Source organism: Streptomyces sp. LX-29 (genome assembly GCF_029541745.1).
GTDB lineage: Bacteria > Actinomycetota > Actinomycetes > Streptomycetales > Streptomycetaceae > Streptomyces.
In genome coordinates this window covers 2,062,339-2,083,358 of record NZ_CP089746.1, presented here as the reverse complement: position 1 = coordinate 2,083,358, position 21,020 = coordinate 2,062,339, and the positions used below count along the sequence as shown (strand labels likewise).

Below are 21,020 nucleotides of genomic sequence, written 5' to 3'. Positions count from 1 at the left end.
TCCGACCCCCGAGTCCGACCCCCAGGTCCGATTTCAGGACCGAACCCCGGTCGTACGGCGCCGCTTCGGCGTCGTACGGCCGGGGTTCGCTCGTCCGTCGTCCGTCAGGCGCCCACGTGGATGTGCGCCGCCCATCGCGTGGGCGCCGTCGGATGGGCCTCACGCGCGCCCCGCACCGCCCGGTGCAGGGCGCGCGCCGCGTTCTGCGCCGACGCCGGTTCGCCGAGCGCCGCGTAGAAGTCGTCGGCCAGGCCCGCGGCGACCGCGTCGTCCGCCACCCACAGGGTGCCGACCACGTGCGCGTATCCGGCCAGCCGCAACGCCCCGGTCAGATGCAGCGGCTCCGCGCCCGGTGCCTCGCCCGTCCGCGCGGTCTCGCAGGCCGACACGAAGGCCAGCTCCGCCTCGTCGCCCAGCCGCAGCCGGGCGATGTCGGCGACGGCCAGCGGCCGCGGGTGGTGGCCACCGCTCGCCTCCTCTCCGTAGAGCAGCACCCGGCCGGCCGACGGATCGTCCGGATCGCTGACCGCGCGGCAGGCGAAGTGCACCCAGCGGTGCCGGTACAGGGTCTCCAGGACGACCTCGCGCCGCGCTCGCTCGCCGGTCAGCACCCGGGTGCCGGGGAGTCGCCCGGTGAGCGCGGCGGCCTCCCGCCGCACCCGGGGGAGGCCCGGCCGGCGCGAGGGGTCCGACATCGTGCCCCCGGTCACCCCCGAGACGCTCGGCACCCCGGCCACACCCGTGCCGCCGGAGACGGCCGACCGTACCGAGCCAGCCGACCTCTCCGGCGCGGTCATCCCGTACGCCTCGCCCATCCGGCCGACTTCGCCTCTTCCGCTCGTCCCGCCCGGCACGGCGATGACCAGCGGCTCCACCTCGCCACCGCCGGAAGCCGGTCGCGGCGCCGCGGCGGGGGTGTGGGCGAGGGCGCCCAGCGTGGGCGCGTACGAGGAGACCGCGCGGTCCAGCACACCGTCGGCGCGGACGCCGGGGGCGGCGCGACGCCCGGCCGCGTGCAGCGGCAGCGCGGTCAGCGGGCCGGTCGGGATCCACCACAGCCGCGGCAGGGGACGCTCCACGCCCCGCTCCCGGCGCGACGGCCTGCGCTGCTGTCGACCGGTGAGCCCGAGGGCGGTCAGCACCGGCTCGGCCACCGCCTCCCACAGCCACTCCAGAACCCCGAAGACCTCCTCCTCGGCCTCGGCGCGCACGGCGGCCGCGAAGTCCGCGGACCGATCGAGCAGTTCGGACAGGAGCAGCCCGGGCAGCGGCACGATCCGCGGTTCGCCGCCGTCCAGCAGCAGGGCGTCGCAGCGCGTCTCGCTGACGTTCACGATCACCGCCGGGCCGCCCAGGCGCTCCGCCGTCGCCCGCAACTCGACTATATCGGGCGGGCGTTGGAATCCCGCGAAGCCCGGTGTCCGACGGATGCGGTCCGTCAGCCGCGCCCACTCCTCGACCAGCGCGTGTCGATCCTCCAGTCGCGCCGCCGCCCCCGGGCCACCGTTCTCCAGCCCCCCGGCACAGCCCGCGAGGCCAGGGCCGTCCGGCTCCGCCGGCCGGTCCAACGCCTCCCGTAGCCGCAGCAGTCGATGGGCGAGCCCGGGGTGGCTCTCCCACAGGTCGGCGAGTGGGGTGGGCGCGTCCAGCGCGTGGGCCAGCGTCACCCCGCGGCCCAGCTCCAGCAGTTGTACGGCGCGCCACGGGTCGCCCAGCTCGATGGCGCAGGCGGCGGCCCGCGAGGCGAGCCCGGCCGGGCCCGCCCGGTTCGTCGGGGCCACTCGCTTCATCGGGTCCGCCCGGTTCATCGGCTCCGCCGGGCGCGCCGGGTTCGGCCGGTCTACCCGGGGCGACGGCCTCGCCAAGGCACGCTCCGGCTCCGCGCGGCGCGCGGCCATGCGCGGCAGCAACTCCACGGCCAGTTCGTACGCGCGCATCGCGCGCTCCGCGCCCCCGACGGCGTACGCGCACTCGGCCCAGCTCCGCGCGGCCGCCACCCGTTCGCCGATCGCGGCCAGGGCGTCCTCGGCGACCTCCCGGTAGCCGGACTCCGCGCCGAGGGTCGCGTCCAGGTCGTGCTCGACGGCGCCCTTGACCGCCAGCGCGTCGGCGTACGCGCACACCGCCGCGGCGCGCAGCGCATGCCCGACGGGCACCGTGCGCGCGGCCTCCTCGGCCACCCGCAGCAGCGCCCCGAGCGCCTGGCCGTCCCGCCGCGCCTCGTACACCAGCCGCAGGACCCCGATGAACGCGGTGAGCCGCTCCGGCCGGTGCGGGTGACCCGGCGCCGTGGCCTCCACCGCGCGCCGCGCGGCCGCGGCCGCCTCCGCCAGGTCGTACGGGTCACCGCCGGCGCGGTACCGCTGCGACAGGCTGCGGCTCAGGCCGGCCTCCAGATACGGGTACACCGTCTGGTCCGGCGGCGTCAGCGCCAGCGCGGCTCGGCCCAGGTCCACCGCCTCCGCCAGCGCGGCCGCGACCCGCGATCCGCCCCCGGCCGTGTCGTCCGACCCGCCCCCGGCCGCCTCGTCTGATCCGGCCGGCCCGGCCGGGTGGTCCGGTCCGCGCCCGGAGGGGTGGTCCGATCCGTCCCCGGCCGGGTGCTCCGGCCAGCCCCCGCCCGAGCCGGCCGGTCGCCACCCGGCCGCGCCCTGCGGTCCTCCTCCGGTCGGGCGTCGTCCGCCCCAGGCTGGGGCGGACGCCCCCGGCGGGCCGGTTCCGGGGACCCCGGTCGGCCCGCGGTCGCCCGTCGGGCGCGCCCCACCGCCCCCGACGCCGCTCCCGCCCCGGACGCCACCGACACTCCCCGTGCCGCCCGGCCAGTCCGCGGCGGGGGCTCCACCGTGGGGCGTCGCGGCGTGGGGGCCGTGCTCGTGGCCGTGCCGGCCGGGGACCGCCGCCGTCCGCGCCCACAGCCGGAGCGCCTCGGCCAGTTCGGCGCGGGAGCGGGCCCGGGCGTCGCCGTCGTCCGGGGCCGCGGCGACGGCCTGGCGGAGGGTGCGCACGGCGTCGACGAGCGCGGCCGGGTCGCCGAAGTGCTGGTGGACGGCGCGCAGGCCGGTGCCGAGGCACAGCAGCCGGCCGGAGCGGCGCGGATCGTCCACCGCGGTGCCGAGGAGCACGGCGCGGGCGAGGCCCACGGAGCCGGTGAGGTCCTCGCCGTCGCGGGTGCGCAGCCAGCGGACCCAGAGTGCCCCGGACAGGTTCGCGTTCGCGCCGTGCGCCTCCGCGGTCTCCGGCGGCAGCATCGCCAGCGCCTCCCGGAACAGGGCGATCGCCTGATCCAGATCGCGTTGGTCGCCGCCTCGGGTGTACCGCGACCAGAGGGCCGTACCCAGGCCGTCGGCCGCCGCCCCGCGGATCGGGCTCTCCGCGGGGGAGCGCAGCACGGACTCGAACCCGCCGATGGCCCGTTCCAGGTCGGGCAGGCTCCGGGACCGCTCGTACGCCGCCAGGTGCGACGCGGCCCGCGCCAGTTCGCCGGCCCACGCCACCGCCGGCCCGGGCCGCGGGGCACCCGGCGCGCCAGCCCCCGGAGGCACCGCGCGGCCTCGCCCTGCCTCGATCGCTTGGCGCACCCGCGCGCACCGACCCAGCTCCGCCCGGATCCGCTCGCCCGCCGGATGGCCGGCCGGCAGCGCGGCCAGCGCCCGCTGGTGGACCGCGACGGCCTCCTCGAGCGCGGCACGGTGCGAGGTCGCCGTGGCGTACCGCAGCAGCGCCGAGCCCAGGTCGGCCAGGCGCAGCGGGTGCTGCGGCCGCCCGGCCGGCGTGCCGCGCACGGCCGAACGACACAACAGCACCGCCTCGTCCAGCAGCGTCGGGTCCGGCTCCCGGCGGGTCCGGCGCAGCAGCGCGCGGGCCAGCTCGGACTGCAGTCGGGCGTAGCCCGGCGTCCTGGACGGGCACACCGCCAGGCAGCGTCGGTACAGCGCGATGGCCTCGTCCACCGCCGCCATGTCGCCGGTGCGCTCGAACACCTCCTGGAGGGAGTCCGCCAGGCCGCCCAGATGCCGGCTGTAGCCGGTGTCCTCCGGGGTGGTCGCGGCGACCGCCGCCCGCCCGGCGTCCACCGCCTCCGCGAGCGTCTCCGGGGCCCCGTCGCCCCGATAGCTCAACCGCAGCAGCGTCCCCAACAGGGTCAGACTCAGGACGCGCAAGGGATGGTCCGCCATCGCGCTCTCGCCCTCGCGACGGTGCAAAGGCCATGGCGCCGTGTTCTGCGCCCGCTGTCCGTACAGCCCCACCGCCAGCCGCCCCATACGGACCGCCAGAGACAGCAACCGCGGATCCCCGGACCGCGCGTACGCCGCCCGCAGCCGATCGGCCGAGCCCAGCGGATCGGCGGGATCGACCCCACCGACGGCCAGGGCCGGATCGATCGCCGCCACGACGGCCGACCCTGACTCCGAGCCCGACACCGACGCCGACTCGGACACCGATCCGGAACCGGGCCCGGCCCGGGACCCGACCCCATCGCTCACGGTGACGAACTCCGCCCCGCCGCCCGCCACAGCCTGGGCGAGCTGGACGCCGGCCGGTACCGGTTCCGCCCCCGCGCCGCGCGGCGGCCTGGCGACGCTCCGCTCGGCGACGCCCTCCCCGGACTGTTCCCGCCCGCCGGAGGGGCCGTACCCGCCGTCCCCGCGAGGCTCGGTCCACACGAACGGCTCAGCGGGCCCGCCCGAGTGGGCCACGGGCTCGGTGACGGGGGGCGGGGCAGGGGGCTGAAGCGGGTACCCGGGCTCGACGTGAGGGGCCGCTCGCTCGAACGGCCCAGCCGGGGAGACCCGCTCGAACGGCCCAGTCGGGGAATCCCGCTCGAACGGCCCAGCCGCGGAGAAAAGGCACGCGGGACCCTGCTCCGCGCCCCCGAGACCCCCGGCGCCCAGCGTGTCGCACCCCGCATCCGAGCCCGCGTCGCACCCCGTGCCCAGCGCTGACGGGCTCGCTGACCAGCCCGCCCCGGCGCCCGTCGCCCCGCCCTCACCACCGCCGTCGCCCAGCGGCGCGAACGGTTCCGGTCCCCGGGCGCCCGGGTCCCCGCGGCCGGGTGGCTCGGAGTGCCGTACGGCGGCATCCAGCCGTCCGCGCTCCGCCTTCCGTCGGCGTCCGTGGCGACCGGACGCCTTGAAACCAGGCCAGTGTCTCGCCATGCGCAGCACCCCCCTGCACGGCACGGAGTGTCGTCCCCGGGCGAGTGTGGCAGCAGTCGGCCGCCTGGGTGGGCGAATCGGACTTCTGGTCGAAACGGCCGTAGCGTTCCGGACAACCGAGGGGCCCGAGAGCCCCCGGTGAGTGTCCGAGGGCGGCCCCGTCCCGCAGCGCGGCGCCGCGAGGGCTGGTACACAATTCCCGTATCGGGTACATACGCAGCAGTAGCACCGGTCGGTAGATGACCGGCCCAACTACCCCGACTCCGCGGCGAGGTGAGCCTCATGACCGCTCGTACGATCCCCGAAGACACCCCCGTACCTCCCGTACGCAGCGTCTCCGAGCGTGAGGCGCGCCAGGTCGCCGAGGCCGCCCGGGAGCAGGCGTGGCGGAAGCCGAGCTTCGCCAAGGAGCTGTTCCTCGGCCGCTTCCGGCTCGACCTGATCCACCCGCACCCGAGCCCCGCCCCCGACGACGTCCGGCGCGGCGAGGAGTTCCTCGCCAAGCTGCGGGACTTCTGCGAGACCCGGATCGACCCGGTGCGGATCGAGCACGAGGCGCGGATCCCGGACGAGACCATCGAGGGGCTCAAGGAGCTCGGCGCCCTCGGGATGAAGATCGACACCAAGTACGGTGGCCTGGGGCTCACCCAGGTGTACTACAACAAGGCGCTCGCCCTGGTCGGCTCCGTCAGCCCCGCCATCGGCGCGCTGCTCTCCGCGCACCAGTCGATCGGCGTACCGCAGCCGCTCAAGCAGTTCGGCACACAGGAGCAGAAGGAGACCTACCTCCCGCGCTGCGCTCGCACCGACATCTCGGCCTTCCTGCTGACCGAGCCGGACGTCGGCTCGGACCCGGCCCGGCTGGCCACGGTGGCCGTCCCCGACGGCGACGACGGCTACGTCCTGGACGGCGTGAAGCTGTGGACGACCAACGGCGTGGTCGCCGACCTGCTGGTGGTCATGGCGCGGGTGCCCAGCTCCGAGGGCCACCGGGGCGGCATCACCGCCTTCGTCGTCGAGGCGGACTCCGAAGGCGTCACGGTGGAGAACCGCAACGCCTTCATGGGGCTGCGCGGCCTCGAGAACGGCGTCACCCGGTTCCACCGGGTCAAGGTCCCCGCGGCCAACCGCATCGGGCCCGAGGGCGCCGGCCTGAAGATCGCGCTGACCACCCTCAACACCGGCCGGCTCTCCCTGCCCGCCATGTGCGCGGGCGCCGGCAAGTGGTGCCTGAAGATCGCCCGCGAGTGGTCGGCCGCCCGTGAGCAGTGGGGCAAGCCGATCGCCCGACACGAGGCCGTCGGCGCCAAGATCTCCTTCATCGCGGCGACCACCTTCGCGCTGGAGGCCGTCCTCGACCTCGCCTCCCAGATGGCCGACGAGGACCGCAACGACATCCGCATCGAGGCCGCGCTGGCCAAGCTGTACGGCAGCGAGCAGGCCTGGCGGATGGCGGACGAGCTGGTGCAGATCCGCGGTGGGCGCGGCTTCGAGACCGCCGCCTCGCTGGCCGCCCGAGGCGAGCGAGCCGTCCCGGCCGAGCAGATGCTGCGCGACATGCGCATCAACCGGATCTTCGAGGGTTCCACCGAGATCATGCACCTGCTGATCGCCCGGGAGGCCGTCGACGCCCATCTGTCCGTCGCCGGCGATCTGATCGACCCCGACAAGTCGTTCGCGGAGAAGCGCCGAGCGGCCGCCAAGGCCGGCGGCTTCTACGCACGCTGGCTGCCGGGCCTGGTCACCGGCCCCGGCCAGCTGCCCCGCGCGTACGCCGAGTTCAACCCGGCCGGCCACCGCGACCTCTCCGGCCATCTGCGCTACGTCGAGCGCTCCGCCCGCAAGCTCGCCCGCTCCACCTTCTACGCCATGTCGCGCTGGCAGGGCCGGATGGAGACCAAACAGGGCTTCCTCGGCCGCATCGTGGACATCGGCGCCGAACTGTTCGCGATGAGCGCCGCCTGCGTACGGGCCGAGAAGCTGCGCGGCGAGGGCGACCACGGCACGGAGGCGTACCAGCTCGCGGACGTCTTCTGCCGACAGGCCCGGATCCGCGCGGACGAGCTGTTCGCGCGACTGTGGACCAACACCGACGACCTCGATCGCTCGATCGTCGCCGGTGTGATGTCCGGCTCCTACGGGTGGCTGGAGGAGGGCGTCCTCGATCCCAGCGACGACGGCCCCTGGATCGCCGACGCCACCCCCGGCCCGTCCCGAAAGGACAACGTGCACCGCCCGTTCCGCTGAGCGCCCTTTTTTCTGAGGGCTCGGTTCGCCTCCGGGCGCTCTCAGCGGCTGCCGACGTCGACCGTGCGCCCCCCTTTCTGGGGGCTCGGTTCGCCTCCGGGCGCCTTAAGCGACTGCCGACAGTCGACCGTGCGCCCCCTTTTCTGGGGGCTCGGTTCGCCTCCGGGCGCCTTAAGCGACTGCCGACAGTCGACCGTGCTCGCCTGCTCGTTCCTCACAGGCTCCGCGCGCTCTCCCTTTCGGCAGCCGCGCGCCCTTCGGCTCACTCGCCGGTGCGTGCGGGGCCGGAGTACGCGCGGGGCCGTGAGGTGGCGGGGCTCTCCGTTTCGGCGGTCGCGCGCCCTTCGGCTCACTCGCCGGTGCGTGCGGGGTGGGAGTGCGTTCGCAGCCGTGAGGTGGCGGTGCTCGTGAGGCGGGCCGCGCGGGGGCGGATCGCGTACGTGGTCTCAGGGTCTCGGCTCACTCGTCGGTGTGTGGGGCCGGTCGCCGGACTCCCGGCGGCCGGCCCGACAACGCGGACCCCGGGGGTGCCCTTGCTCGAGCCACCAGCGCGACCGGACACAATGGGGGGATGACGGACTCCCTGGCTGACCCGCACCTCCGCTTCCCGGCGGCCACCGCCGCCGACGGAGCCCCCCGCGACATCGTGATCCTGGGCTCCACCGGATCGATCGGCACCCAGGCCATCGACGTGGTGCTGCGCAACCCCGACCGCTTCCGCGTGACCGCACTCTCCGCCGCCGGCGGCCGGGTCGAGCTGCTCGCGGAGCAGGCCCGCAAGCTTCGGGTGGGCACCGTCGCGGTCTCCCAGGCGGACAAGGTGCCCGCACTGCGGGAGGCACTGGCCGCCGCGTACGGGACCGGCGAGCCGCTGCCCGAGATCCTGGCCGGGCCCGACGCCGCCACCGAGCTGGCCGCCTCCCCGTGCCACTCCGTGCTCAACGGCATCACCGGCTCCATCGGCCTCGCCCCCACTCTGGCCGCCCTGGAGGCGGGCCGGGTGTTGGTGCTGGCCAACAAGGAGTCGCTGATCGTCGGTGGGCCGCTGGTCAAGGCGGTCGCCAAGCCCGGCCAGATCGTGCCGGTCGACTCCGAGCACTCCGCGCTCTTCCAGGCGCTGCTGGGCGGCACCCGCCGGGAGGTCCGCAAGCTGGTGGTCACCGCCTCCGGCGGCCCGTTCAGAGGCCGGTCGAAGCACGAGCTGACCCAGGTCACCCCCGAGCAGGCGCTGGCGCACCCCACCTGGGCCATGGGCCCGGTCGTCACGATCAACTCCGCGACGCTGGTCAACAAGGGCCTGGAGGTGATCGAGGCGCACCTGCTCTTCGACATCCCCTTCGACCGCATCGAGGTCGTCGTCCACCCGCAGTCCTACATCCACTCGATGGTCGAGTTCACCGACGGCTCCACGCTCGCCCAGGTGAGCCCGCCCGACATGCGGATGCCGATCGCCCTGGGTCTCGGCTGGCCGGAGCGGGTCGCGGACGCGGCCCCCGGCTGCGACTGGACCAAGGCCGCGAGCTGGGAGTTCTTCCCGCTCGACGACGAGGCGTTCCCCTCGGTCGGCCTGGCCCGGCACGTGGGGACCCTGGGCGGGACCGCGCCTGCCGTCTTCAACGCCGCGAACGAGGAGTGTGTCGACGCGTTCCTGGCGCGCAAGCTGCCCTTCAATGGCATTGTCGATACGGTCGCGGAAGTGGTGGCCGAGGGTCTGGCATCCGGAGTCGTGAACATGAGCCAAGGCGGAGCGCAGCAGAGCGGGACACCCGCCACGGGAACCCGGCTGACCGTCGCGGACGTCCTGGAAGCGGAGACGTGGGCCCGCGCCCGCGCCCGTGAACTGGCCGCTCGTGCGGCGAAGGCCACGTCGACCCCGGAGGCTCGCGTATGACGGCACTGATGACCGTCCTCGGCATAGTCGTATTCGTCCTCGGACTTCTGTTCTCCATCGCCTGGCACGAGCTCGGCCACCTCTCCACGGCCAAGCTCTTCGGCATCCGGGTGCCGCAGTACATGGTCGGCTTCGGGCCGACGATCTTCTCCCGGCGGAAGGGCGAGACGGAGTACGGGATCAAGGCCATCCCGCTCGGCGGCTACATCCGGATGATCGGGATGTTCCCGCCCGGCGACGACGGCAAGATCGTCGCGCGCTCCACCTCGCCGTGGCGCGGCATGATCGAGGACGCCAGGTCAGCCGCCTACGAAGAGCTCAAGCCCGGCGACGAGACCCGGCTGTTCTACACGCGCAAGCCGTGGAAGCGCGTCATCGTGATGTTCGCCGGCCCGTTCATGAACCTGGTGCTGGCCGTCGTGATCTTCCTCGGCGTGATGACGACCTTCGGGATCAACACGCAGACGACAACGGTCGGCTCGGTCAACAAGTGCGTGGTCGCGGCCTCCGCCAAGGACACCGACAAGTGCCCCGCGGGTGCCAAGGACTCCCCGGCCAAGGCAGCCGGGCTGCGCGCCGGCGACAAGATCGTCGCCTTCAACGGGCACCCGACCCCCGACTGGTCCACCCTCCAGCAGAACATCCGCAAGACCATCGGCCCGGCCACGATCACCGTCGAGCGCGACGGCGAGCGCAAGGAGCTGCACGCCAACCTCATCCAGAACGAGGTGGCCAAGACCGACGGCAGGGGCGGCTACGTCGAGGGCAGCTACATCAAGGCGGGCTTCCTCGGCTTCGCCCCGGCCAACGGCGTCGTCAAGCAGTCCTTCGGCGAGTCCGTCGACCGCATGGGCACCATGGTCGAGGACGGCGTCGACTCGCTGATCTCTCTCCCCTCCAAGGTCCCCGACCTGTGGGACGCGGCCTTCGGCGGCGGGGAGCGCAAGGCGGACTCCCCGATGGGCGTCGTCGGCGCGGCACGGGTCGGCGGCGAGATCCCGCAGCTGGACATCCCGGCCTCCCAGCAGGTCGCGATGATGCTCTTCCTGCTGGCGGGCTTCAACCTCTCCCTCTTCCTGTTCAACATGCTGCCGCTGCTGCCGCTGGACGGCGGGCACATCGCGGGCGCGGTGTGGGAGTCGATCCGCCGGCATGTGGCACGGCTGGTGCGGCGGCCCGACCCCGGACCCTTCGACGTGGCCAAGCTCATGCCGGTCGCCTATGTCGTCGCCGGGATCTTCATCTGCTTCACCCTCCTGGTGCTGATAGCGGATGTGGTGAATCCGGTACGGATCAGCTGACGCACACGCCCTTCACCGGAAGGACATACGGCGGCCGGGTGGCATGCACGCCCGGCCGCCGACGTGTGTTCGGGGGCGGGGGCGCGATGTGCTCGGCGGTCTGGCGGTGCCGTAACCTCGAACCCTGGAGCCCGCCGATCTCGGGACCTTGATCCATACCTTGGGGTTGCCGCAACATGACCGCGATTTCGCTCGGAATGCCTTCCGTACCGACCAAGCTCGCCGACCGCCGTGTGAGCCGCAAGATCCAGGTCGGGTCGGTGGCGGTGGGTGGGGACGCGCCGGTGTCGGTGCAGTCCATGACGACGACGGTGACGGCGGACATCGGTGCGACGTTGCAGCAGATCGCGGAGTTGACGGCCTCGGGTTGTCAGATCGTGCGGGTGGCGTGTCCGTCGCAGGATGACGCGGAGGCGTTGTCGGTGATCGCGAGGAAGTCGCAGATCCCGGTGATCGCGGATATCCACTTCCAGCCGAAGTACGTGTTCGCGGCGATCGACGCCGGTTGTGCGGCGGTGCGGGTCAATCCGGGCAATATCCGGCAGTTCGACGACAAGGTGAAGGAGATCGCGAAGGCGGCGTCCGACGCCGGTGTCCCGATCCGTATCGGTGTCAACGCCGGCTCTCTCGACAAGCGGCTGCTGGCCAAGTACGGCAAGGCCACCCCGGAGGCGCTGGTGGAGTCGGCGCTGTGGGAGTGCTCGCTGTTCGAGGAGCACGGCTTCAGGGACATCAAGATCTCCGTCAAGCACAACGACCCGGTGGTCATGGTCAACGCCTACCGGCAGCTCGCCGCCCAGTGCGACTACCCGCTCCACCTGGGCGTCACCGAGGCGGGCCCCGCCTTCCAGGGCACCATCAAGTCCGCGGTGGCCTTCGGTGCCCTGCTCTCGGAGGGCATCGGCGACACCATCCGCGTCTCCCTCTCCGCCCCGCCGGCGGAGGAGGTCAAGGTCGGCATCCAGATCCTGGAGTCGCTCAACCTGCGCCAGCGCCGTCTGGAGATCGTCTCCTGCCCGTCCTGTGGCCGGGCCCAGGTGGATGTCTACAAGCTGGCCGATCAGGTGACGGCGGGTCTGGAGGGCATGGAGGTGCCGCTGCGGGTCGCGGTGATGGGCTGTGTGGTGAACGGTCCCGGCGAGGCTCGGGAGGCCGACCTCGGGGTGGCCTCGGGCAACGGTAAGGGGCAGATCTTCGTGAAGGGCGAGGTGATCAAGACGGTGCCCGAGTCGAAGATCGTCGAGACCCTCATCGAAGAGGCCATGAAGCTCGCCGAGCAGATGGAGCAGGACGGCATCCCCTCGGGCGAGCCTCAGGTCTCCGTAGCCGGCTGAACGCCAGAGCCACCCACCCGACAGGGGCCCGGCCGCCAGACGACGGAAGTCAGCGGGACCAGGGCAGGCACCAAGAGCCGCCAGGCGACGGACGGCAGCGGGCGAGACCGCCAGACGACGGAACTCGGCAGGAACCAGGGCGGCCTCCCCCCGTCCTCGGCCAGCCGGGAGACGGCGGGAGGGGGCGGGGCCGCAGGGGCAGGGAGGTCCGGGACGCTTCCGTATATTTGTGGGCAAAGAGCGAGAGCGCCGCGTGTTGGGTTACTTGCCCGTAAATATACGGTCCCGGACCCCTGACCCGGAGGCCCCGTCCCCGGCCCCCCACGCACAGCCCCGGCCCCGCACACACGGCTCCGCGAACGTCCCATACGCGCCGGGCACCCGCGCAAACGCCCGAGGTACAGTTCGTGAGATCGAGTCCCCCGGCCCCCGTGGCCCCGCAACGGTGAGGCAGACCGACACGTGCTGACGACCACCACCAGGGTGCTGGAGCCCGGCGAGCTCGACGCCGCGCTCGCGGTCCTCGACCGCGACCCGGTCTCCAACGCCTTCGTGACCGCCCGCGTCCAGGCGGCCGGACTCGACCCGTGGCGGCTCGGCGGCGAGATGTGGGGCTGGTACAGCGGCGGCCGACTGGAATCACTCTGCTACGCCGGCGCCAACCTCGTCCCCATCTGCGCCACCTCCGAGGCCGTGCACGCCTTCGCGGAGCGCGCCCGCCGCTCCGGCCGGCGCTGCTCCTCCATCGTCGGCCCCGCCGAGGCCACCGCCGAGCTGTGGTCGCTGCTCGAACCGAGCTGGGGCCCCGCCCGCGAGGTCCGCTCGCACCAGCCGCTGATGGTCACCACCTCGATGCCCGCCGATGTCGCCCCCGACCCCCTGGTGCGCCGCATCCGCAAGGACGAGATGGACCTGATCATGCCGGCGTGCGTGGCCATGTTCACCGAGGAGGTCGGGGTCTCCCCGCTCGCCGGTGACGGCGGGCTGCTCTACCAGGCGCGGGTCGCCGAGCTGGTCGGCGCCGGCCGCTCCTTCGCCCGGGTCGAGAACGGCCAGGTCGTCTTCAAGGCCGAGATCGGCGCCGCCACCCCTCAGGCGTGCCAGATCCAGGGCGTGTGGGTGGCTCCCGAGTACCGCGGCCGCGGGCTGTCGGAGATCGGCATGGCGGCGGTCCTCGGCTACGCGCTGCGCGAGGTCGCCCCGGTCGCCAGCCTGTACGTCAACGACTTCAACACCGCCGCCCGCGCCGCCTACCGCCGCGTCGGCTTCGCGGAGGTCGGGGCGTTCATGAGCGTGCTCTTCTGAGCCGCCCGCGCCTCCTCACCCCGCCCTCATTCCCGTCCTGCCCCCCGTCCTCCCCCGGCGCGCTGTTCCGATCCACGGCCGGTCGCGGCCCAGTAGGGTGCCGCCATGGATGACGTCGTCGTCGGGCCACTCGATCTCGCCGCACGGGTGGACGACGCCCTCGCCGTGCAGGCGCTCGCCTTCGGCCTCACGGAGGAGGAGGTCGGCGTACGACGCCACATCGTGCTGCGCCATCTCACCAGCCCCGGGGCGCGCGCACTGGGCGCCACCACCGACACCGGCCGCCTCGTCGGCTTCGTGTACGGCATGCCCAACGATCGCACGCACTGGTGGTCCACGGTCGTCGAACCGTATCTGCGCGCCACCGGATTCGAGGACTGGCTGAGCGACTCGTTCGTGATCACGGAGCTGCATGTGCACCCGGCGTACCAGAACCGGGGGATCGGCCGATCCCTCATCACGACGATCACCGACGGCGCCAGCGAGCCGCGCTCCATCCTCTCGGCGATCGACACGGAGTCCCCGGCGCGCGCCCTGTACCGAAGCCTCGGCTACCGGGACCTCGCTCGCGCGGTGGTCTTCCCCAGCGCGCCCAGCCCCTACGCGGTGATGGGAGCCTGGCTGCCGCTGCACCGCCACCTCTAGGGCACCACCGACCCGAGGCCGTTCAGCAGGCAGGAATGCATGCACGACCCGTTCGGCGGGGCACAACTCATTTCCCCGATGCCGACCGCCGGAGCTAACCTCTCGCACGTCCCCGTCGCACGAGCGCACAGCGCCACCAGCCACGCCGCAGGAGAAGATCATGGTCCACGTCCAGCGCATGTCCAGGATGATGCTGAAGACGCTGCGGGACGACCCGGCCGACGCCGAGACCGCCAGCCACAAGCTGCTGGTGCGCGCCGGCTATGTGCGTCGCTCCTCCGCGGGCGTGTGGACCTGGCTGCCGCTCGGCAAGAAGGTGCTGGAGAACGTCTCCCGTGTGGTGCGCGAGGAGATGGACGCGATCGGCGCCCAGGAGGTGCTGCTGCCGGCGCTGCTGCCGCGTGAGGCGTACGAGGCGAGCGGCCGCTGGGACGAGTACGGCGACCTGCTCTTCCGGCTCAAGGACCGCAAGGGCGCCGACTACCTGCTCGGACCCACCCACGAGGAGATCTTCACCCAGACGGTCAAGGACCAGTGCACGTCCTACAAGGACCTGCCGGTGATCCTCTACCAGATCCAGACGAAGTACCGGGACGAGGCGCGGCCGCGCTCCGGCGTGCTGCGGGGACGCGAGTTCCAGATGAAGGACTCGTACTCCTTCGACACCGACGACGCGGGGCTGGCCGAGTCCTACCGGCTGCACCGCGAGGCGTACCAGCGGATCTTCGCCCGGCTGGGCCTCGACTACCGCGTCGTCTCGGCGGTCTCGGGCGCGATGGGCGGCTCGGCGTCGGAGGAGTTCCTGGCCCCGGCCGCGGCCGGCGAGGACACCTTCGTCGACTGCCCGAACTGCGACTACGCCGCCAACACGGAGGCCGTGACGGTCACCGTGCCGCCGGTCGAGGGCGTGGAGCACGGCCCGGTCGAGGAACTGGACACCCCGGACACCCCGACCATCGAGACCCTCGCCGAGCACCTGGGCGTCCCCGCCTCCGCCACCCTCAAGAACCTCCTGGTCAAGGTCGACGGCGAGATCACCGCGATCGGCGTGCCCGGGGACCGCGAGGTCGACCTCGGCAAGCTGGCCGAGCATCTGGCGCCCGCGGTGGTGGAACTGGTCACCGCCGAGGACTTCACCGACCGGCCCGATCTCGTCCGGGGCTACGTCGGTCCGCAGGGCATGGCCGGCACCGCCTTCCGCTACCTCGCCGATCCGCGCGTCGCCCCCGGCACCGCCTGGGTGACCGGCGCCAACAAGCCCGACACGCACGCCAGGAACGTCGTCTGCGGCCGGGACTTCCAGGTCGACCGGTACCTGGACGTCGTCGTGGTCGAGCCCGGCGACCCCTGCCCGAACTGCGGCGCCGGCATCGCGCTCGACCGGGCGATCGAGATCGGCCACATCTTCCAGCTCGGCCGCAAGTACACCGACACCTTCCAGCTCGACGTCCTGGGCCAGGAGGGCAAGCCGGTCCGCGTCACCATGGGCTCCTACGGCATCGGCGTCTCCCGCGCGGTGGCCGCCCTGGCCGAGCAGACCCACGACGAGGCCGGTCTGTGCTGGCCGCGCGAGGTCGCACCCGCCGACGTGCACATCGTCGCGGCGGGCAAGGCACTGCAGACCGAACTCGCCCTGGACATCGCCGAGAGGCTCGGCGCGGCCGGAGTGCGGGTCATGGTCGACGACCGCGCGGGCGTCTCTCCCGGGGTCAAGTTCACCGACGCGGAGCTCATCGGCGTGCCCACCATCCTCATCGTGGGCCGGGGGGCCAAGGACGGCCTCGTCGAGCTCAAGGACCGCCGCACCGGCGAGCGTCAGGACCTCCCGGTCGAGGAGGCCGTCGGCCGACTCACGGCCTGACGCCCGACCCGCCGGCCATCCGCGTCGGCAGGCACCCGGCCGGGCGGGCCGTTCGGAACCCGGCGAGCCGCCCGATCCTGCGAGCCGCCCGACTCGGCGGGCCCGCCGGGACCGTGCGGCGCGCCGGGACCTGGGGGCTCGCCGGACGCACCCGGATATCCGAGCACCGCGCGGGGCCGCGTCCGAGGACACGCCCGCGCGGTGTGCGCCCGTACGCGGGGGTCCACCGCACCCGGCACCCCCGCAGATCCTGCCGCGCGGGCCGGCGCTTCCGCGGTGCCCCGCGCGGCGGGCGGCTACAGCCAGCCCGCGAACTCCAGGAGCAGCTCGCCGCGCCGACGCTCGCCGGCGGCCATCGCGCGGAGCCCTTCTTCGACCGCGCGGTAGAGGGCCCAGCCGCGGAGGCGGTCGCGGTCGACGTCCAGGGAGTCGGCGAGCCGGGTGACGCGGCGTCGGGTGGCGGCCGCGGGGCCGGAGCCCGCGGCCAGGTCCTCGTAGCGGTCGAGTACCAGCCGCGCGAGGTCGTAGGCGTGCTCGCCGACCACCGGCTTCGGCCCGACCGCGAGCCAGGGCGCCCGCTCGCCGGCGAGCACCTTGCCCTGCCGGAAGTCGCCGTGCAGCAGCACCTGTTCGGGCGTGGACGCGGCCAACTCGGCGCGCAGGGTCAGGGCCTCCTCCAGAAGCGGCCCGGCGTCGGCGGCCGAACCCCGCGCCTCCAGGGCGCGCAGCGCGTCCGCGTCCGCCTCCGTCCGCTCGACGAGCGTGGAGAACGGATGGTCGTCGGCCGGCGGCACCCACAGCCGCCGCACCGTGCCGGCCGCCTCCAGCATCGCCTTCGCCTCCGCCAGCGAACGCAGCGTCACGGAGGCGCGCAGCCGCTCCAGCAGCAGCGCGCCCGACTCGGCGTCGGCGCGCAGCAGTCGCACCGCGCCCCAGCCGTCCCAGTGCTCCAGGGCCGCCGCCTCGTACCGCGCGGCGGGCCCCGGCACCGGGAACTTCAGTGCCGCGGGGGTCCCGTCGGCCTGCCGCACGAGCGCGACCAGGCTGCCCAGGCCGCCGGGGACCTGGACCCGCTCCAGCGTCAGCTCCCAGTCCGCCAACTGTCGTTCGACGGTGGCGGGCAGCGCGTCCAGCCAGGCCCGCACCGGGCCCTCGGAGATGTCGCTCAGCGCATTCAGCAGCCGCTGCGGCGGTGTGATGGGGGCCGTGTCCCGGCCGCCGGGCTGCGGTGCTGCTGCCATTCCTGAGCAGTCCCCTTCATCGTCTTCATCGTCGTCGTCGGTCATTCAGCTGTCGGTCGTCGGCTACCCGGTGCCTGACGGGCGACCGGCGGGGCCGGGGTGTCCCGGCGTGCGCCACGGTCGTTCAGCGGGCGTCGGCCTTGCTGCGCGCCGGAGTGGCCGGGCCCTTCGACGCGGTGCGCTCGGCCAGCCCAGGGAAGGCTACGCCGCCGCCGCGCCAGCGAACCGAGCGGACCGCCGCTTCGCGCAGCGCGCCCGCCGCCTCGCGTCGCAGCGCGCCGTCCGCGGCCCGCACGAGGTCCGCGTACGCGCCCGACACCCGCTGCTCCAGCTCCGCCGCGAACCGCACCGCCGCCGCCGCGTCCGGCACCGGGAAGGGCAGCGCGTACGCGGCCGCGGCGCTGACCGGGGTGGCGCCCAGCTTCCGTACGGTGCGCTCCAGCGCGTCCCGCCGCGCCCGATGGGCCGCGTACCCCTCGCGCGCCTCGTCGAGCCGGTCGTCGCCGATCCGGCCGCCCACGACGCCGTAGCCGTAGACCGCCGCGTGCTCGGCCGCCAGCGCGGCCTGTACGGCCTTCAACGCGGCCGCGCGCGCCGCGCGCCCAGCCCTCGCCGGGACCCCTCCGATGGTCATCTCAGCGTCCCCTCTCCGACGGTCCGGCCCACGGCCGACTGCTCTACGACGCCCCGGCACCCCGGGCCGCCCTTCACGCCCCGGACCGCTCGCCGGCCCGCGCGGCAGCCGGCCGTCCGGTCGACGGCCGTCCGGCTGACGGCTGTTCGGTCGACCGCGACCGGGCGTGCGGTGGTCCGGGCCGCGGCAGCGGGGTCCGTGGCCGGCCCGCGGTCGACGGTTCGGGCCCGGAGGGCCCGGCGGGTGGCCCGAGCAGGCGCGAAGGGCGGGTCTGCGAGGAGCCCGACCGTGGCGGCATCGGTGCCGCCGCCCGCCCGACAACCGCCAACCGTCCGGCAACCGTCAACCGTCCGACAACCGCCAGCCGTCCGACAACCGCCAGCCGCCCGACAACCGCCAACCGTCCGGCAACCGCCGGCCGCACGGCCCGCGGCGATGGCCTGGGCGGTGGCCCGGCCCGCGACGGCGACCGGGCCGGTCGCCCTGGGCGTGGGCCCGCCCCGCGGCGACCCGCCCGGCGGTGCCGGCCGTGTCTCGTACGTCGGCCGCCGCATCAGTCGTCCTTCGAGAGGAGGAAGGCGTGGGCGGCGCCGCAGGCGGCCACGGAGGCCAGCAGACGGGCGAGTTCGCCGGGGGCGTCGACGAGGGCGCGGGTGCGCTCGTCCGCGGTGAGCCGCTCGGCGCGCGCCAGCTCGGTCAGGGCGGCGCGGCCGTCCTTCGGCACCTCCGGGGCGGCGGCCGGCTTCCTCCCGGCGCCCGCCCGCGCGGAGGGAGAGCCGGGTGCGGGGGAGGCGGTATCCGGCCGCGCGGCGAAGGCCGCCACATGGCGTGCGGTCTCCTCGCGCAGCGGGCGCAGCCGCTCCGCGAGGGCCGGGTGCGCCTTGGCGGTCGCGTCATAGCGGGCGAGCAGCGTGGCCGAGTCGCGGTGGGCGCGCTCGCGCAGCCGGATGGCGGCCGGGCTCTCGGCGGGCGCGTCGTCGGACCGGGCCGGCGTCTCGGAGCAGCCCGCCAGCAGTGCGGCGGCGCCGGCCGCGCCGCCGACCAGCAGCAGGTGTCGTCTGCGCGGGCCCACAGGGTCCCGCTGATGCGTCGTGAGCCCCACGTTCCTCATTCCCGGCGTTCCCAGTGTCTTCGTTTCTCGGCGTCATCGGCGTACTTGGCGTACTCGGTGCGATCTCGGCGTTCTCGGCGTTTCCCGGCTTCCCGGTGTGTTTCCGGCGGTTCTCAGCGTCTTCCCAGCGTCCGGCGGTGTGCCGGTTTCTCGGTGACTCCGGTACCGGGCACGGCCCTTCCCGGCTCGCCCCGGTCTCGCCCGCTCCTCCCGGATCGCCTCGGGCCTCCGCCGGTCCCTCCCACGCGGGTCGGCCGCCCGGGGTGTCTCCGGCGCGGAACCGGGCGCTCCAGTGCGATGATCACCGCAGGTGAGCGTACCCAGCACCGAAGCGCCCGCTGTGGCGCCCCCGCCGCAACCGTCCGCGACCCGCCGCGAGCAGCCGAATCGCGCCGCCCGGTGACCGGATCGCGCGGTCAACCGTCGGCCGTGCCGACGGCCTGACGGGCCGCCGGGGCCACCCGTACGCAGCCGAATCGTCAGTCCGGCGCCGGAGCGGATAGGCTTTGACCCGACACGCGACCTTCCCACAACAGCACACGCGGCCGAGGAGTCACCCGGATGAGCACCACCCAGAGCGAGAGGCTGCGCGGACTGCTGGAACCGCTGGTCGCCGCGCGAGACCTGGATCTGGAAGAGGTCGAGGTGACCCCGGCGGGCAAGCGGCGGGTGCTGCGGATCGTGGTGGATTCGGACGCCGGTGTGCAGCTGGACGAGTGTGCCGAGCTGAGCCGTGAGGTCTCCCAGGCTCTCGACGAGAGCGACGCCATGGGCGGCGCCCCGTACACCCTTGAGGTCACCTCTCCCGGTGCCGACCGCCCGCTGACCGAGCGGCGGCACTACCGCCGCGCCACCGGTCGGCTGATCAAGGCGCAGCTGGTGGAGGGCGGCGAGCTGGTCGCGCGTGTCATCTCCGTGGACGACGAGGGCGTGGACCTCGAAGTGCCCGGCGTGAAGGGGCGCAAGCCCACCGCCCGCAGGCTGGCCTTCGCCGAGATCGCCAAGGCCCGGGTGGAGATCGAATTCAACCGCAAGCCGGCCGCCGCCTCCGCGAGCGCGCCCGTGGACGCGGACGCCGACGAGGACCTGGACGACGACGCGGACCAGGCTGCCGCCGGCGAGAACGACGAGAGCAAGGAGGAGGCGTAGCCGTGGACATCGATATGAGTGCCCTGCGGGGTCTGGTACGGGAGAAGGAGATCTCGTTCGACCTGCTGGTCGAGGCGATCGAGTCGGCCCTCCTCATCGCCTACCACCGCACCGAGGGAAGCCGTCGGCGGGCCCGCGTGGTGCTGGACCGCGAAACCGGCCACGTCACGGTGTGGGCGAAGGAGAACCCGGAGGACCTCGAGGACCTGCCGGAGGGCGAGGAGCCGCGCGAGTTCGACGACACCCCGTCGGGGTTCGGCCGGATCGCCGCGACGACCGCGAAGCAGGTCATCCTGCAGCGGCTGCGGGACGCCGAGGAGGAGATCACCTTCGGTGAGTACGCGGGCCGTGAGGGCGACGTCGTCTCCGGCATCGTGCAGCAGGGCAAGGACCCGAAGAACGTCCTGGTCGACATCGGCAGGCTGGAGGCCATCCTGCCGGTGCAGGAGCAGGTCCCCGGCGAGGACTACGCCCACGGCACGCGGCTGCGGACGTACGTCGTTCGGGTGGTCAAGGGCGTGCGCGGTCCGTCGGTGACCCTGTCGCGCACCCACCCCAACCTGGTGAAGAAGCTCTTCGCCCTGGAGGTGCCGGAGATCGCGGACGGCTCGGTGGAGATCTCCGCCATCGCCCGCGAGGCCGGCCACCGGACCAAGATCGCGGTGCGTTCCACCCGCTCCGGCCTGAACGCCAAGGGCGCCTGCATCGGCCCCATGGGCGGCCGGGTGCGCAACGTCATGGCCGAGCTGCACGGCGAGAAGATCGACATCGTCGACTGGTCGGACGACCCGGCCGAGCTGGTGGCCAACGCGCTGTCTCCGGCCCGAGTGAGTAAGGTCGAGGTCGTGGACCTGGCCGCGCGCTCCGCGCGGGTGACCGTCCCCGACTACCAGCTGTCGCTGGCCATCGGCAAGGAGGGGCAGAACGCCCGACTCGCCGCGCGACTGACCGGCTGGCGGATCGACATCCGCCCGGACACCGAGCAGCAGCCGGCCGGGCAGGGCTGACACGCCGGACGGGCCGGTGTCGGAACGTTGGGTCGCGAGGCCGCCGTCCCGGCACCGGCCCGGTTCCGTTCCGCTCGCCGAGCGGGGACGGGATCGGTTCGCGGGCCGGGGGCCGGCTCGCGCGGCGCACGGGAGCCG

General features: G+C 74.0%; 13 protein-coding genes. 9 read left to right on the top strand and 4 right to left on the bottom strand.

Annotated elements, in window-relative coordinates; translation table 11 throughout:
- Positions 1 to 104: 104 nt before the first annotated feature.
- Positions 105 to 4,664, bottom strand: coding sequence for a CHAT domain-containing protein (locus LRS74_RS08800; protein WP_277740487.1), 4,560 nt, complete (start codon positions 4,662 to 4,664; stop codon positions 105 to 107).
- Between the two features lie 774 nt (positions 4,665 to 5,438).
- On the opposite strand from LRS74_RS08800, the gene LRS74_RS08795 reads away from it, so the two are divergent.
- The 7 genes from LRS74_RS08795 to LRS74_RS08765 all read left to right on the top strand — a co-directional run bounded on the left by LRS74_RS08795 (position 5,439) and on the right by LRS74_RS08765 (position 15,740).
- Positions 5,439 to 7,403, top strand: a complete 1,965-nt coding sequence (locus LRS74_RS08795) for an acyl-CoA dehydrogenase family protein (RefSeq protein ID WP_277740486.1) — start codon at positions 5,439 to 5,441, stop codon at positions 7,401 to 7,403.
- Positions 7,404 to 7,974: 571 nt separating this feature from the next.
- The gene (gene dxr, locus LRS74_RS08790) at positions 7,975 to 9,294 is read left to right on the top strand and encodes a 1-deoxy-D-xylulose-5-phosphate reductoisomerase (protein ID WP_277740485.1); all 1,320 of its coding nucleotides are present in this window, start codon (positions 7,975 to 7,977) and stop codon (positions 9,292 to 9,294) included.
- A complete protein-coding gene (locus LRS74_RS08785) occupies positions 9,291 to 10,595 on the top strand; it encodes a site-2 protease family protein (protein ID WP_277740484.1) in 1,305 nt (434 codons plus the stop codon). Before dxr ends, LRS74_RS08785 begins: the two co-directional genes overlap by 4 nt.
- Before the next feature lie 176 nt (positions 10,596 to 10,771).
- Positions 10,772 to 11,929, top strand: a complete 1,158-nt coding sequence (ispG, locus tag LRS74_RS08780) for a flavodoxin-dependent (E)-4-hydroxy-3-methylbut-2-enyl-diphosphate synthase (protein WP_277740483.1) — start codon at positions 10,772 to 10,774, stop codon at positions 11,927 to 11,929.
- 462 nt (positions 11,930 to 12,391) lie between these two features.
- The gene (locus LRS74_RS08775) at positions 12,392 to 13,234 is read left to right on the top strand and encodes a GNAT family N-acetyltransferase (protein ID WP_277740482.1); all 843 of its coding nucleotides are present in this window, start codon (positions 12,392 to 12,394) and stop codon (positions 13,232 to 13,234) included.
- Between the two features lie 105 nt (positions 13,235 to 13,339).
- Positions 13,340 to 13,879: a GNAT family N-acetyltransferase gene (locus LRS74_RS08770; protein WP_277740481.1), complete on the top strand. Its 540-nt coding sequence runs from the start codon at positions 13,340 to 13,342 to the stop codon at positions 13,877 to 13,879.
- 160 nt (positions 13,880 to 14,039) lie between these two features.
- Positions 14,040 to 15,740: a proline--tRNA ligase gene (locus LRS74_RS08765; protein ID WP_277740480.1), complete on the top strand. Its 1,701-nt coding sequence runs from the start codon at positions 14,040 to 14,042 to the stop codon at positions 15,738 to 15,740.
- A gap of 296 nt (positions 15,741 to 16,036) precedes the next feature.
- Here LRS74_RS08765 and LRS74_RS08760 read toward each other — a convergent pair whose 3' ends face one another.
- From LRS74_RS08760 to LRS74_RS08750, 3 genes are all read right to left on the bottom strand, one after another.
- Positions 16,037 to 16,981, bottom strand: coding sequence for an aminoglycoside phosphotransferase family protein (locus tag LRS74_RS08760; protein WP_277740479.1), 945 nt, complete (start codon positions 16,979 to 16,981; stop codon positions 16,037 to 16,039).
- Positions 16,982 to 17,105: 124 nt separating this feature from the next.
- Positions 17,106 to 17,615, bottom strand: coding sequence for a ferritin-like domain-containing protein (locus LRS74_RS08755; RefSeq protein WP_277740478.1), 510 nt, complete (start codon positions 17,613 to 17,615; stop codon positions 17,106 to 17,108).
- Positions 17,616 to 18,168: 553 nt separating this feature from the next.
- Positions 18,169 to 18,717 carry a hypothetical protein gene (locus LRS74_RS08750; protein ID WP_277740477.1) on the bottom strand — a complete coding sequence of 183 codons (549 nt, stop codon included), beginning with the start codon at positions 18,715 to 18,717 and terminating at the stop codon, positions 18,169 to 18,171.
- 570 nt (positions 18,718 to 19,287) lie between these two features.
- Here LRS74_RS08750 and rimP point away from each other — a divergent pair.
- On the top strand, positions 19,288 to 19,875 hold the full coding sequence (gene rimP / locus LRS74_RS08745) for a ribosome maturation factor RimP (protein WP_277740476.1): 588 nt from the start codon (positions 19,288 to 19,290) through the stop codon (positions 19,873 to 19,875).
- A 2-nt stretch (positions 19,876 to 19,877) separates the two neighbouring features.
- Positions 19,878 to 20,882, top strand: a complete 1,005-nt coding sequence (nusA, locus tag LRS74_RS08740) for a transcription termination factor NusA (protein WP_277740475.1) — start codon at positions 19,878 to 19,880, stop codon at positions 20,880 to 20,882.
- The last annotated feature ends 138 nt before the right edge of the window (positions 20,883 to 21,020 follow it).

Coding starts and splice junctions, on each gene's coding strand:
- rimP (WP_277740476.1), top strand. CDS start 19,288: ATGAGCACCACCCAGAGCGAGAGGCTGCGCGGACTGCTGGAACCGCTG.
- LRS74_RS08765 (WP_277740480.1), top strand. CDS start 14,040: ATGGTCCACGTCCAGCGCATGTCCAGGATGATGCTGAAGACGCTGCGG.
- LRS74_RS08770 (WP_277740481.1), top strand. CDS start 13,340: ATGGATGACGTCGTCGTCGGGCCACTCGATCTCGCCGCACGGGTGGAC.
- LRS74_RS08795 (WP_277740486.1), top strand. CDS start 5,439: ATGACCGCTCGTACGATCCCCGAAGACACCCCCGTACCTCCCGTACGC.
- ispG (WP_277740483.1), top strand. CDS start 10,772: ATGACCGCGATTTCGCTCGGAATGCCTTCCGTACCGACCAAGCTCGCC.
- dxr (WP_277740485.1), top strand. CDS start 7,975: ATGACGGACTCCCTGGCTGACCCGCACCTCCGCTTCCCGGCGGCCACC.
- LRS74_RS08755 (WP_277740478.1), bottom strand. CDS start 17,615: ATGACCATCGGAGGGGTCCCGGCGAGGGCTGGGCGCGCGGCGCGCGCG.
- LRS74_RS08785 (WP_277740484.1), top strand. CDS start 9,291: ATGACGGCACTGATGACCGTCCTCGGCATAGTCGTATTCGTCCTCGGA.
- LRS74_RS08760 (WP_277740479.1), bottom strand. CDS start 16,981: ATGGCAGCAGCACCGCAGCCCGGCGGCCGGGACACGGCCCCCATCACA.